Origin of the sequence: Acidovorax sp. SUPP950, assembly GCF_030158935.1 — a bacterium.
Classification (GTDB): domain Bacteria; phylum Pseudomonadota; class Gammaproteobacteria; order Burkholderiales; family Burkholderiaceae_C; genus Paracidovorax.
In genome coordinates this window covers 39867-53198 of the sequence record NZ_BQXE01000003.1, presented here as the reverse complement: position 1 = coordinate 53198, position 13332 = coordinate 39867, and the positions used below count along the sequence as shown (strand labels likewise).

The following is a 13332-nucleotide window of genomic DNA, read 5'->3' as shown; positions in this document are numbered from 1 at the left end:
GCCGACATGACCGAACTGCGCAACACCGAAGCCGATGCGTCGCGTTTCCGCACCCGCGTGTTCGTGGTGGCGCTGGTCGTGTTGATGGCGCTGTGCCTGGTGGTGGCGCGGCTGGTGTACCTGCAGGTGGTGCGCCACGACGACCTCGCCGAGCAGGCCGAGAGCAACCGCACGGCCGTGGTGCCCATCGTGCCCAACCGCGGCCTCATCCTGGACCGCAACGGCGTGGTGCTGGCCACCAACTATTCGGCCTACACGCTGGAGATCACGCCCTCCAAGGTCGAGTCGCTGGACGACACCATCGATGCCCTGTCCAAGGTGCTGGACATCCACCCGCGTGACCGGCGCCGGTTCAAGCGGCTCATGGACGAGTCGCGCAACTTCGAATCGCTGCCCATCCGCACGCGCCTGTCCGATGAGGAAGTGGCGCGCTTCACGGCGCAGCGCTACCGGTTTCCCGGCGTGGACATCAAGGCCCGGCTGTTTCGCAACTACCCCATGGGCGAGGTGGCCAGCCACGCGATCGGCTACATCGGTCGCATCAACCAGCGCGAGAAGGAGCGCATCGACGACTCCGAAGACGCGGCCAACTACCGCGGCACCGACCACATCGGCAAGCTGGGCGTGGAGCAGGGCTTCGAGAGCACCCTGCACGGCCAGACCGGCGTGGAGCGCATGGAGACCTCCGCCGGCGGCCACGCCGTGCGCCGGCTGGCCAGCCACCCGGCCACGCCTGGCAACACGGTGATGCTGTCCATCGACATCAAGCTGCAGAAGATGATCGAGGACATGTTCGGCGAGCGGCGCGGCGCGCTGGTGGCCATCGACCCGCGCAACGGCGAGGTCGTGGCGCTGGTGAGCAAGCCCACGTTCGATCCGAACCTGTTCGTGGAGGGCATCGACAGCGAGAACTGGCAGGCGCTCAACGAGTCGATCGACAAGCCGTTGCTCAACCGCGCGCTGCGCGGCACCTACCCGCCGGGCTCGACCTACAAGCCCTTCATGGCGCTGGGGGCGCTGCAGCTGAACAAGCGCTCGCCCACCCAGGTGTACAACGACCCGGGCTTCTACACCTACGGCGGCCACACCTTCCGCAGCCACGAGGGCGGGCTGGGCGGCGTGGACATGCACCGCGCCATCCAGTTCTCCAGCAACACGTATTTCTATTCGCTGGCCGTGGACATGGGCGTGGACACCATCCACGACTTCATGAAGCCGCTCGGCTTCGGGCAGGCCACGGGCATCGACATCAACGGCGAGGTGCGCGGCGTGCTGCCCAGCACCGAGTGGAAGCGCAACACCTACCGGCGCCCCGAGATGCGCCGCTGGTACTCGGGCGAGACGGTGTCGCTGGGCATCGGGCAGGGATACAACAACTTCACCATGCTGCAGCTGGCGCTGGCGGAGGCCACGCTGGCCAACGGCGGCACGCGCTATCGGCCCCACCTCATCAAGGCCATCAAGGACACGGTGACGGGCCAGATCACCGAGGTGCAGCAGCCCCCGGGGCAGGACCTGGGCTTTTCGCCGAAGAACGTGGAGATCGTGCGCAATGCGCTCGTCGCGGTGAACAAGGGCGGCACCGGCACGCGCGTGTTCGCGGGCGCGCCCTACACCTCGGCCGGCAAGACCGGCACGGCGCAGGCGGTGAGCCTGGGGCAGAACGTCAAGTACAACGCCAAGGCGCTGGAGGACCACCAGCGCGACCACTCGCTGTTCGCCGCCTTCGCCCCGGCCGAAAACCCGCGCCTGGCGCTGGCCGTGATCGTGGAGAACGCCGGCTTCGGCGCCGCGCATGCCGCGCCCATCGCGCGGCGCGTGTTCGACTACTGGCTGCAGGGCGACTACCCCAACGAGCAGGACATGGCTGCGGTGCGCAAGGGCCAGGCGGCAGCCCCCATCGGCACGCCGCTGCGCGCGGCCGACGTGCCGCTCATCGAGCCCTGACGCCGCCCGGCGCGGTCAGTTCCCGGGCTGCGCGCCGCCGGCACCCGCGATTTGCCGCGGTGCGGGCTGCCACTGGCTGAAGATCAGCGCTGCCACGATCAGCGCCGCGCCGGCCACCCCGGCAATGCCCAGGCGTTCGTCGATCAGCACCCAGGCGGTGAGCGCGGCGAACACCGGCTCCAGCCCGAACACGATGGCGCTGCGCATCGCATCCACGCGCTGCTGGCCCCAGGCCTGCAGCGTCACCACCACCACGCTGGCCAGCAGGCCGAGGTACACCAGGGCGATCCACGACGGCACCGAGAGCGTGGCAAGCGACGCCCACGTGCTGCCCAGCCCCCCGTGGCGCACGGCGATCAGCACGCTGGAGGCCGCCAGCATCATGGTGGCCTGCGCCGCGGCCATGCGCGTGGCGCGCACGGGTTCGGCGGCCGTGCGGCGCGCGCACTCTTCCAGCGCCAGGATGTACAGGGCATAGAACAGCGTGCTGGCGAAGGTCAGCGTATCGCCCAGGTTCCAGGGGTCGTTCTCATGGAACATCAGCGCCATGCCGGCCAGGGCCATCACGCAGGCGGCCCACAGGCGCCAGCCGTAGCGCCGCCCCAGCACGGCCATGGCCAGCAGCGGCACCACGAGCACGTTCAGCCCCGTCACGAAGGCATTGCGGTTGCTGGTGGTGCGCGCCAGCCCTTCGATCTGAAGCCAGAACGCCAGGAACAGCAGCAGGCCGAGCGCGAGGCCCCAGCGCGCCTCGGCGCGGCGCATGCCGCGCCACAGCGGGCCGAGCACCAGCAGCGCGATGGCAAAGCGCAGCCAGATGAGCTGCAGCGCATCGAGGTGCGCCGACAGCAGCTTCATCGCGGGGAAGGTCGTGCCCCACACCAGGGTCACGGCCAGCAGGGCCAGCAGGCCCAGGCGTTCAGGTTTCATGGAGACAAGGCGCCCGCGCACCCGATGAGCGCGCGGGCCGGAAAAAGCCAGTGGCCCGGCGGGAAGGGGAGGCGTGCGCCTCCCCGGTTCACGCACCCATGCGGCCGATGAAGGCGCGGATGCGGTCGCTGGCGGGGTTGCCGAAGAACTCGGCTGGCGGCGCGTCGTGCGCGATGCGGCCCTGGTCGAAGAACATCACGCGGTCGGCCACCTCGCGCGCAAAGCCCATCTCGTGCGTGACCACGATCATGGTCATGCCGCCACGGGCCAGCTCGCGCATGACGTCCAGCACCTCCTGCACCATCTCGGGGTCGAGGGCGGAGGTGGGTTCGTCGAACAGCATCACCTTGGGCGCCATGGCCAGCGCGCGGGCGATCGCCACGCGCTGCTGCTGCCCGCCCGACAGCTGCCACGGGTACTTGTGCGCATGGTCCTGCATGCCCACGCGCCTGAGCAGCGCCATGGCCTGTTCGTTGGCCTTGGCGCGCGGGGTGCGGTGGATGCGGCGGGGCGCCAGCGTCACGTTGTCCAGCACGCTCATGTGGCCGAACAGGTTGAACTGCTGGAACACCATGCCGACCTCGCTGCGCTGCTTTTGCAGCGTGCGCTGGTCGTCCGTCACCTCGGTGCCGCCGATGGTGATGCGGCCGCTGTCGTGGGGCTCCAGCCGGTTGATGGCCCGCAGCAGCGTGCTCTTGCCCGAGCCCGAGGCGCCGATGATGACCGTCACCTCGCCGGTGTTGAAGGTGGTTGACACCTCCTTGAGCACCTGGTGCGCGCCGAACGACTTGCACACGCAGTCGGCGACGATGTAGGGCGTGGCCTGGCTCATTGCGCCCGTCCTTCCACGTCGAAGCGGTACTCGACGGCGTTGGAGATCTGCGTGACCAGCGTGGTCAGCAGCAGGTAGGTGATGGCCACGGTGGAGAGCGTCGCGATGGGCTGGAAGGTCGCCGACTGGATGCGGTTGCCCACGTTGGTCAGCTCCACCACGCCGATGGCGTAGGCCAGCGACGAGTCCTTGAGCAGCGCCACGAAGTTGCTCACCAGGGGAGGCAGCGAGATCTTGAAGGCCTGCGGAAACACCACGTCGAAGAACACGTGCAGGCGCGACAGGCCCAGGGCCCGCGCCGCCTCGGTCTGCCCGCGCGGCACGGCCAGCAGTCCGGCGCGCACCGCCTCGGCGTTGTAGGCACCCACGTTCAGGCCCAGCGCCACCACGGCGGCGGCGAAGTCGGGCAGGTTCAGCCCCGGCACCAGCACCGGCAGCGCGAAGTACACGAAGAGGATCTGCACCAGCAGCGGCGTGCCGCGGATGACCCAGATGTAGAACCCGGCGACCCAGCGCAGCGCGATCCAGCGCGAGGTGCGGGCCAGCGCAGCGCTGGTGCCCAGCGCCAGGCCCACGCTGCCGCTCACCAGGGTGAGCCACAGCGTGGTGCGCGCGCCGTCGGAGAACGCCTGGGCGTTCGGTCCGATCGGGTCAGGCAGGAAGGAAAGAAGCTGGCCCAGCAGGGCCAGCGCCAACACCATCAGCAGCAGGGCGGAGACCAGCGTCGCATTGCTGCGGTGCTGGCGCGTCCAGTGCTGTGGCCACAGAGCATTGAGCATGGAAGGAAGGCGGTCCGAAGCCGGCGCCGCGGCTTATGGCGCGCAGCGGACGTCTTCGTTGAAGTACTTCTGGGACACGGCGGCGTAGCTGCCATCGGCCAGCACTTCGGCAAAGGCCTTGTTCCATGCGTCGGCCAGGCCGGTGTTGCCCTTGGAGACTGCGGGTGCGATCTTCTCGATGAAGAGCATGTCGCCCAGCTTCAGGCCCGCCTTGGGGTTCTTGGCGACCACTTCCTTGGCCACGAACTTGTCGGTCACCCAGGCATCGACGCGCTTGGAGGTGAGCGCGCTGCGGGCGTCCACGTCGGTGGGGAAGTTCTTCATTTCCTTGATGCCGGCGACCTTCTGCACGTTCTCCAGGTAGCTGGTGCCGGTCTGCACGGCGACGATCTTGCCGGTGAGGTCCTTGGCGGTGCGGATCTTGGGGTCGGTGGCGATGATCATGCCGCCCGAGCAGTAGTGGGGCGTGGCGAAGGTGACGGCCTTGGCGCGCTCTTCGGTCACGCCGTGCGAGGCGATGACGGCATCCCAGCGGTCCTGCGCCAGGCCGGTCAGCAGGGCGTCGAAGCCCAGCGTCTTCCATTCGACCTTCAGGCCCATCTTCTTGGCGACCAGGTTGGCCACTTCGATCTCGAAGCCCGTGAGCTGGGTGCCCTGGAAATAGTTGAAGGGCGCGAACTGGCCTTCGGTGGCGATGATGATCTTGCCGTCCTTCTTGACGGCCTCCAGCGTGCGGGCCTGCACGGAAAAAGCGGCACACATTGCCACTACGGTGGCGATCGTCTTGAACATCTTCATCTCTGTTGTTCCTGCGCAGGGTGGTTTCAGGTACAAAAAATCCGGCTTGGCGGTTAGCGAAGCCGGAGCCAGCGGCCAGTGGGCCGCCCGCGGGACGGGCAGTCACGGGATTGCCACATTATAAAAGGCGTGCATGAGGCCATGCACACCCGCAAACCCTGAGCCGGAGCGCAAAAAACGGGCCCGTTTTGACTTTTTGAGGCTCAGCGCAGGAAGGCGTCGTAGCCCGTCTTGAGAATGAGCGCGCTGACCACCACGATGAAGATGCCGCGCACGAAGCCCGTGCCGTGCTTGAGCGCCATGTGCGTGCCGATGACGCTGCCCACCACGTTGGCCACCGCCAACGGCACCGCGAAGTGCCACCACACGTGCCCCTTGGCCGCGAACAGGATGATGGCGGCCACGTTGGTGGCCAGGTTCAGCAGCTTGGCCGACACCGAAGCGTTCAGGAAGTCGTAGCCCAGCAGCCGCACGAACAGGAAGACGAAGAAGCTGCCCGTGCCCGGCCCGAAGAAGCCGTCGTAGAAACCCACCACCAGCCCGATGGCGCAGGCCAGGCGTGTCTCGATCCGGCCTTCGAAGCGCGGGGTGTGGTGGCGCCCCAGGTCCTTGCGGGCCAGCGTGTACAGCAGCACGGCCAGCAGGATCAGCGGCAGCAGCTTGCGCAGCGAATCCGCCGAGATCACCGTCACCGTCCAGGCGCCGGCAAACGCCCCGATGAAGCCCGCCGCGGCGGCCGGCAGCATCGCCTGCCAGCGCATCTGCACGCGGCGGCTGTACTGCCAGGTGGCGATGCCCGTGCCCCAGATGGAGGCGCTTTTGTTGGTGCCCAGCAGCGTGGCGGGCGGTGCGTTGGGAAACGTGGCGAACAGGGCGGGCACGAGGATGAGGCCGCCGCCCCCGACGATGGCGTCCACGAAGCCGGCCAGCAGCGACGCCAGAGAAACAATGATCCATTCCATCCCCCGATTGTCGGGGCTGCCGCAGGGCGGAACGGGGAATGGGGGGCGATTCGTGCGTGCCGGCGCACAGCGAACCGGCCAAGGGAACGGGCAAAGAAAAAGCGCCGGGGTCGCCGGCGCTTTGTAAAAAAGGCATCTTATAGGGGGATGCTCGGAATGGTTTGTTCGACTTCGAGATGTCTCCTCGGTCCCCTCGTTCGACGCGACGGGCGCGTTTTCGAGTGGTTGAACTGTAACGAGTGCACCCTGCTGGTGCATTGGTGGTTTCCCGCACCCCGTTCTGGGGCAGCGTGGCGAAGCACCTGCGGGATGGGCGAAGCACGGGCGCGGCAGCCGTTGGTTTTTACGGGGCATTGATGCGCGGTTTGCTTCAATCGGCGGGCGTTTCGCTTTCCTCTCCAAGGCCTGTTCGCCATGACCGATCTTTCGCTTCGCCGCACCCTCTCCGCGCCGGCGGCCCTGGCTGCCCACCGCGCGACCGCCCCCGAGTGGCCGGCGTTCCCTGCCACCGCGCCTGCGCTGCGCCGAACCGCTTCCGCCCCGGCCGGCCTGCGGGCCCGCGGTGCATCGCCGGCCCCGCAGCCGGGTGCGAGCCTGCCGCCCCGTGCCGCGCTGCTGCCCCGGGCCGCCTCGGCACCGGCGGCGCTGGGCGCCAGCAGGGTGGAAACGGACCGGCCCGCCGGCCCGGCGGTGGAGCGGATCGGCGCCCCGGAACATGTTGCCACCGTACCCACCGTACCCACCGAAGCCGCTGAAACCGCTGAAACCGCCGAAACCGCCGCGCCACGGCCGTCCGGATCGCCCTGGAGCGCGGTGCGCACCGCGTCGGCCTGGAGCGCCCCGGTGGTGGATGCCGCCGCGGCGGCGCTGTCCCTGGCGTCGGCCCGGCTGGCCGCCGTGCCCCGCGCCGCGCAGGCCACGGCGGCGGTCAGCGGCAGCCTGTGGGCGGGCGCTGCAATGGTGGGCGAGGTCGGCAACGTGCCGTACCGCGCCTGGACCACCGGGGCGAACGCCTTCGCCGTGGTGGCGGGCGGGCTGAGCGCCGCCGCCCCCTTCACGCTGGGGCCGGCGCAGCGCGCGATCGCCTACGGCTCCGCCGGTGCCTGGGCCGCGAGCGGCGCGGCGATGGCGCTCGGCGCCGTGGGCACGGGGGCCACCCATGCGGCCACGGGGCTGCTGCAGGGCGTGAGCGGCATCGCCAACCTGGCCGCGGCCGGCTTGAGCGCGGCAGCCGTCCAGGCATCGGGCCGCGATGCCGGGCAGGCCGTGCGGCTGCAGACGGCGTCTTCCGCCCTGTGGCTCGCGGGCTCGGCCGCAGCGGTGGGGGCGGTCTGGGCGAAGACGGCGCAGCCGCACCGCGAGCCGCTGGCCGATCCGGAGCGCGGCTGAGCCCGGCCCCTGGCTGCCAGGAGATCAGCGCGCTGCGGCGGCCACCGCTTCGGCCCCGGGCGCCTCGGCCCGCGCCGCCTGCCGGATCCATTCGGCGGCCTTCTCGGCCAGCATCAGCGTGGGCGAGTTGGTGTTGCCGCTGGTGATGGTGGGCATGGCGCCCGCATCCACCACGCGCAGGCCGTCGATGCCGCGCACGCGCAACTGCGAATCCAGCACCGCCATCGGGTCGCCGTCGCGGCCCATGCGCGTCGTGCCCACGGGGTGGAAGATGGTGGTGGCGATGTCGCCGGCCAGCCGCGCCAGGTCCTCGTCGGTCTCGAACTGCACGCCGGGCTTCCATTCCTCGGGCCGGTAGGGCGCCAGCGCCGGCTGGGCGACGATGCGGCGCGTCACGCGCAGGCTGTCGGCGGCGACCTGGCGGTCCTCGGGCGTGCTCAGGTAGTTGGGCGCGATGGCCGGCGCGGTGCGGAAGTCGGGGCCCTTGATGTGCACGGTGCCCCGGCTGGTGGGGTTCAGGTTGCACACGCTGGCGGTGAAGGCGGGAAAGGCGTGCAGCGGCTCGCCGAAGGCCTCCAGCGACAGCGGCTGCACGTGGTATTCGAGGTTGGGGTGGGCCTGGTCGGGCGAGCTGCGCGTGAAGGCGCCCAGCTGCGACGGCGCCATGCTCATGGGCCCGCTGCGCTTGAAGGCGTATTCGAGCCCGATCTTCGCCTTGCCCAGCCAACTGCCGGCCAGCATGTTGAGCGTGGGCACGCCGTTCACCTTGAACACCGCGCGGATCTGCAGGTGGTCCTGCAGGTTGGCGCCCACGCCGGGCAGGTCGTGCACCACGTCGATGCCGTGCTGGCGCAGCAGCGCCGCCGGGCCGATGCCCGACAGCTGCAGCAGCTGCGGCGAGTTGACCGCGCCCGCGCTCAGCACCACCTCGCGCGTGGCGTGGGCGGTGACCATCTCCTCGCCGGTCCACACCTGCACGCCGGTGCAGCGGCGCGAGCCGTCGGGCTGGGTGTCGATCAGCAGCCGGGTGGCCTGCGCGGCGGTCCACATCTCGAAGTTGGGCCGCCCGTAGCAGGTGGGGCGCAGGAAGGCCTTGGCGGTGTTCCAGCGCCAGCCGGCCTTCTGGTTGACCTCGAAGTAGCCCACGCCTTCGTTGTCGCCGCCGTTGAAATCGTCGGTGGCGGGAATGCCGGCCTGCTGCGCCGCCTGGGCGAAGGCGTCCAGCACGTCCCAGCGCAGGCGCTGCTTTTCCACGCGCCACTCGCCGGTGCTGCCGGTGGTCTTGCTGCCGTGCAGGCGCTTGAAGGCCTCGGTCGCGGACGCGGGCTGGTCCAGGCGCCAGTGGTCCTCGTGGCGGCGGAAATAGGGCAGGGCGTGTTCCCAGCGCCAGGCGTCGTCGCCCGTGATCTCGGCCCACTGGTCGTAGTCGCGCGCCTGGCCGCGCATGTAGATCATGCCGTTGATGCTGCTGCAGCCGCCCAGCGTCTTGCCGCGCGGGTAGCGCAGGCTGCGGCCGTTCAGGCCCGCGTCGGGCTCGGTGTGGTACAGCCAGTCGGTGCGCGGGTTGCCGATGCAGTACAGGTAGCCGACCGGGATGTGGATCCAGTGGTAGTCGTCCTTGCGGCCGGCCTCGATGAGCAGCACGCGGTGGCGGCCGCCGGCGCTCAGGCGGTTGCACAGCAGGGCGCCGGCCGTGCCGCCGCCGATGATGATGTAGTCGAAAGTGGTGTCGCTCATGGAGGCTGTTGGACGTTGAACACGTTCCCGGGGCATTGCGGCAGTGCCGGTCCATTGTGCGTAGCGCCGTGCCGCTGTCGATAGGGAAACAGCCGATTGCTATTATTTTTGTAGCTATATGCCCTAGAAGATATTGTGCTGGAGGGCGTTTTGATCATAATTCACGCGGCCCGTGCCCTGCGCAGGGACGCGTTCTGCGCTGACGCGCCCGGGCCCTTCCGCTCCGCTACCATGCACAGCTTCTCCCGCCCCCCTCCATGACCGAAGACGACAGCCAGCCCCGCATCACCCGAGACGACACGCCCGACGGCCCCTGTGCGGTGTTGCACGGCCGCTGGGGTGCGGCGGAACTGGGCACGCGCCGCCACTGGCGCGCGCTGTCGGCCCAGCTGTCCGAAACGCGGGGCGGCCCGGCCATCGGCTGGGACCTGCGCAGCCTGCAATGGCTGGACCACGTGGGCGCGCAACTGCTGTGGAACCACTGGGGCCGCGACTGGCCCGAGCGGCTGGCGCTCGACGACAGCCAGCGCGACATGCTCGAGCGCGTGGCCGAATTCAGCACCACCCGCCCGCCCGACACACCCTGGCGGCTGGCCGAGCAGGTGGACCGGCTTGGCGTGCAGGTGCTGCACGCCCTGTCCCACATGCGCCACCTGCTCGAACTGGTGGGGCAGCTCTTCATCGACATCTTCCGGGCCGCCCGCTCGCCGCGCCGCGCGCCCTGGCGCGACATGTCGGGCCACCTGTACCGCATGGGCGCCACGGCGATGCCCATCACGGCCATCGTGGGCTTTCTCATCGGCGTGGTGCTGGCGTACCTGATGTCGCTGCAGCTGCGGCAGTTCGGCGCCGAGTCGTTCATCGTCAACATCCTGGGCATTTCATTGATCCGCGAGCTGGGGCCCATGCTCGCGGCCATCCTCGTGGCAGGGCGCTCGGGCTCGGCCATCACGGCGCAGATCGGCGTGATGCGCGTGACCGAGGAACTCGACGCCATGCGCGTCATGGGCATTCCGCACGGCTTTCGCCTCGTCATGCCGCGCGCCGTGGCGCTGGCCGTGGCCATGCCGCTGATCGCCGTGTGGACCACGCTGTGCGCGCTGGCCGGCGGCATGCTCGCGGCCGACCTCGCGCTGGGCGTGTCGCCCGCCTACTTCGTGCAGGCGCTGCCCAACGCGGTGAGCTTTCCCAACCTGGTGATGGCGGTGGCCAAGTCGGTGGTGTTCGGCGTGTCCATCGCGCTCATCGGCTGCCACTGGGGCCTGCGCGTCAAGCCCAACACGCAGAGCCTGGGCGAGGGCACGACGGCCTCGGTGGTGAGCTCCATCACCATGGTGATCATCGTGGACGCGCTGTTCGCCATCGCGTTCAAGAACCTCGGGATCTGACGCCATGGACGACACCTCGCTCATCCCCGCCCCCGCCGCGCACACCGCGCCGCAGGCCCCGCCCGCCGACGCGCCGCCGGTGGTCGAGATCAAGGGGCTGTCCACCGTGTTCGGCAAGGGCAAGGAGGCCTTCGCTGTGCACGAGAACCTCGACCTCACCGTGCGCCGCGGCGAAATGCTGGCCCTGGTGGGCGGCTCGGGCACGGGCAAGACCGTGCTGCTGCGCCAGATGCTGGGCCTCACGCGGCCCGCCAAGGGCGAGGTGACGGTGCTGGGCCGCCCCGCCGCCGAGATGGGCCGCGCCGGCGCCGCCAGCCGCGTGGGCATGCTGTTCCAGCAGGGCGCGCTGTTTTCCGCCTTCAACGTGCTCGACAACGTGGCCTTCGCGCTGCGCGAGCAGGGCACGCTGCCGGGCGATCTGGTCTGCGATGCGGCCATGGTCAAGCTGCAGATGGTGGGGCTGAAGCCCGAACACGCCACGCGCATGCCGGCCGACCTGTCGGGCGGCATGATCAAGCGCGTGGCCCTGGCGCGCGCGCTCATCATGGACCCGCCCCTGCTGCTGCTGGACGAGCCCACCGCGGGCCTGGACCCCAACAGCTCCGACGATTTCTGCGAACTGCTGCGCGAACTGCGCGCCGCCCTGGGCCTGACCGTGGTGATGGTCACGCACGACCTGGACACGCTGTTCGCGCTCAGCACGCGCGTGGCCGTGCTGGCCGAAAAGAAGGTCATCGTCTCCGGCCCCCCGCAGGAGGTCGTGCACTTCGACCACCCGTTCATTCAACATTTCTTTCTCGGCGAACGCGGCCGGCGCGCCATGGCGCCCGCACCGGCTTCGCCCTCGACCAAGGACGCCTGATGGAAAACAAGTCCCACGCCCTCGCTGCGGGCATCTTCGTGGTCGTCGTGGCGGCCCTGCTGGCGGGCCTGGGCCTGTGGCTCACGCGCGACAACACCAGCTACCAGCTCTACGAGCTGTCCAGCAAGCAGAGCGTGGGCGGGCTGCAGCCGCAGGCCGCCGTGCGCTACAAGGGCGTGGCGGTGGGCAAGGTGGTGCGCATCGGCTTCGATCCCGACGTGGCCGGCAACGTGCTGATCCGCATCGCCGTGAGCGACCAGGCGCCCATCACCCCGGCCACCTTCGCCGTGCTGGGCTACCAGGGCGTGACGGGCCTGGCCCACGTGCTGCTGGACGACGGCCAGCAGGCCGAGCCGCCGCTGCCCAAGGGATCGAGCGGCCTGCCGCGCCTGCCCCTCAAGACCTCGCCGTTCGGCCAGCTGGCCGAGCAGGGGCCCGCCATCCTCTCGCAGGTGGAAGAGGCCACGGGCCGCATCAACGACCTGCTGAGCGACGACAACCAAAAGCGCATCGCCACCGCCATCGACAACCTGGGCCAGGCCGCCGGCAACGCCAGCGCGCTGATGAAGCGCCTGGACACCACCGTGGTGCAGCGGCTCGACCCCGCGCTGGCCGCCGTGCCCGGCGTGGCCAGCGATGCGCGCGAGACCCTGCAGGCGCTGCGCCAGGCCGGCAGCAGCGCCTCCGCCGCGGCCAACGAAGTGGGCGCCGCCGTCAAGCAGCTGAGCGCCGAAGGCGGCCCCATCGACCAGATCGCCGAAGGCTCCAAGTCGCTGGCCACCGCTGCCGACCGCTTCGGCCGCGTCACGCTGCCGCGCCTGAACCACGCCGCCGACGAGACCTCGCGCGCCGTGCGCCGCCTGGGCCGCACCGCCAGCACCATCAGCGACAACCCGCAGTCGCTCATCTACGGATCGGGCACCGCCGCCGGCGGGCCGGGCGAGCCCGGCTTCGAGGCGCCTGCTGCCGCCAAACCTTGAGAGGGCTTGCCATGGATACTATTAAAATGATAGCTAAACGCCGGCGTTTTCATTGTGCTGGAGCCGTTTTTGGCCTGGCATTCGCCGCCCTGCTGGCCGGCTGCTCGGCGCTGCCCGCACCGCCCGTTCGCGCCGAGGTCTACGACTTCGGCCCCGGCCTGATGGAGGCCGCGCCCTCGGACCGCCGCGCGCCGCTGCCTCCCCTGGCCCTGGCCGACGTGACCACCACTGGCCCGGTCGAGGGCAGCACCGCCGTGCTGTACCGCCTGGCCTACGACGACGCGCGCCGCCTGCGCCCCTACAACCAGGCGCGCTGGAGCCAGCCGCCCGCGCAGCTGGTGCAAAAGGCCGTGCGCGACCAGCTGGGCCTGCGCCGCGCCGTGCTGACGGGCGACGAAGGCGCCGCGCAGATCCTGGAGGGCGGCGCCCTGCCGGCCATTCTGCGCCTGGAGATCGAGGAGTTCAGCCACGTGTTCAGCGCCCCGGCCACCAGCGTGGGACTGGTGCGGCTGCGCGTATCCATCGCCGAGTCCACGCCGGCCGGCGAGAAGCTGCTGGCCCAGCGCGTGTTCCTGGTCCAGCGCCCCGCCGCCACGGCCGATGCGCCCGGCGGCACCCGCGCCCTGGCCGACGCCACGGCCCAGGCCGCGCAGGACATCGGGCAGTGGCTGGAGCAGATGGGGCGCTGACCCGTCTCGTTTCGGCCCGCTACCGGCGCCGCGCCCGCG

At 70.2% G+C, this 13332-nt stretch carries 12 protein-coding genes; 6 read left to right on the top strand and 6 right to left on the bottom strand.

Annotated elements, in window-relative coordinates; genetic code table 11:
* Positions 1–6: 6 nt before the first annotated feature.
* Positions 7–1947, top strand: a complete 1941-nt coding sequence (gene mrdA, locus AVME950_RS14015) for a penicillin-binding protein 2 (protein ID WP_284430286.1) — start codon at positions 7–9, stop codon at positions 1945–1947.
* A gap of 15 nt (positions 1948–1962) precedes the next feature.
* On the opposite strand, the gene AVME950_RS14010 is transcribed toward mrdA, so the two are convergent.
* The 5 genes from AVME950_RS14010 to AVME950_RS13990 form a co-directional block, all read right to left on the bottom strand.
* A complete protein-coding gene (locus tag AVME950_RS14010) occupies positions 1963–2877 on the bottom strand; it encodes a DMT family transporter (RefSeq protein ID WP_284430285.1) in 915 nt (304 codons plus the stop codon).
* Between the two features lie 88 nt (positions 2878–2965).
* Positions 2966–3709 (bottom strand): amino acid ABC transporter ATP-binding protein, encoded by a 744-nt coding sequence (locus tag AVME950_RS14005; RefSeq protein ID WP_284394622.1) that lies wholly within the window; start codon positions 3707–3709, stop codon positions 2966–2968.
* Positions 3706–4488, bottom strand: coding sequence for an amino acid ABC transporter permease (locus AVME950_RS14000; RefSeq protein ID WP_284430284.1), 783 nt, complete (start codon positions 4486–4488; stop codon positions 3706–3708). Before AVME950_RS14000 ends, AVME950_RS14005 begins: the two co-directional genes overlap by 4 nt.
* 33 nt (positions 4489–4521) lie before the next feature.
* Positions 4522–5286, bottom strand: coding sequence for an ABC transporter substrate-binding protein (locus tag AVME950_RS13995; protein WP_272565884.1), 765 nt, complete (start codon positions 5284–5286; stop codon positions 4522–4524).
* Between the two features lie 203 nt (positions 5287–5489).
* Positions 5490–6248: a sulfite exporter TauE/SafE family protein gene (locus AVME950_RS13990; RefSeq protein ID WP_284394620.1), complete on the bottom strand. Its 759-nt coding sequence runs from the start codon at positions 6246–6248 to the stop codon at positions 5490–5492.
* 414 nt (positions 6249–6662) lie between these two features.
* Between AVME950_RS13990 and AVME950_RS13985 the strand changes: the two genes are divergently transcribed.
* Positions 6663–7637 (top strand): hypothetical protein, encoded by a 975-nt coding sequence (locus tag AVME950_RS13985; RefSeq protein WP_284430283.1) that lies wholly within the window; start codon positions 6663–6665, stop codon positions 7635–7637.
* A 24-nt stretch (positions 7638–7661) separates the two neighbouring features.
* On the opposite strand, the gene AVME950_RS13980 is transcribed toward AVME950_RS13985, so the two are convergent.
* Positions 7662–9374 carry a GMC family oxidoreductase gene (locus tag AVME950_RS13980; protein WP_284430282.1) on the bottom strand — a complete coding sequence of 571 codons (1713 nt, stop codon included), beginning with the start codon at positions 9372–9374 and terminating at the stop codon, positions 7662–7664.
* Positions 9375–9631: 257 nt separating this feature from the next.
* Between AVME950_RS13980 and AVME950_RS13975 the strand changes: the two genes are divergently transcribed.
* The 4 genes from AVME950_RS13975 to AVME950_RS13960 are packed head-to-tail and all read left to right on the top strand — an operon-like array spanning position 9632 to position 13293.
* The gene (locus AVME950_RS13975) at positions 9632–10762 is read left to right on the top strand and encodes an MlaE family ABC transporter permease (RefSeq protein ID WP_284410588.1); all 1131 of its coding nucleotides are present in this window, start codon (positions 9632–9634) and stop codon (positions 10760–10762) included.
* 4 nt (positions 10763–10766) lie between these two features.
* Positions 10767–11624 carry an ABC transporter ATP-binding protein gene (locus tag AVME950_RS13970; protein ID WP_272549709.1) on the top strand — a complete coding sequence of 286 codons (858 nt, stop codon included), beginning with the start codon at positions 10767–10769 and terminating at the stop codon, positions 11622–11624.
* On the top strand, positions 11624–12604 hold the full coding sequence (locus tag AVME950_RS13965; protein WP_284407833.1) for an MlaD family protein: 981 nt from the start codon (positions 11624–11626) through the stop codon (positions 12602–12604). Before AVME950_RS13970 ends, AVME950_RS13965 begins: the two co-directional genes overlap by 1 nt.
* A gap of 11 nt (positions 12605–12615) precedes the next feature.
* A complete protein-coding gene (locus AVME950_RS13960) occupies positions 12616–13293 on the top strand; it encodes an ABC-type transport auxiliary lipoprotein family protein (RefSeq protein WP_284430281.1) in 678 nt (225 codons plus the stop codon).
* Positions 13294–13332: the final 39 nt, after the last annotated feature.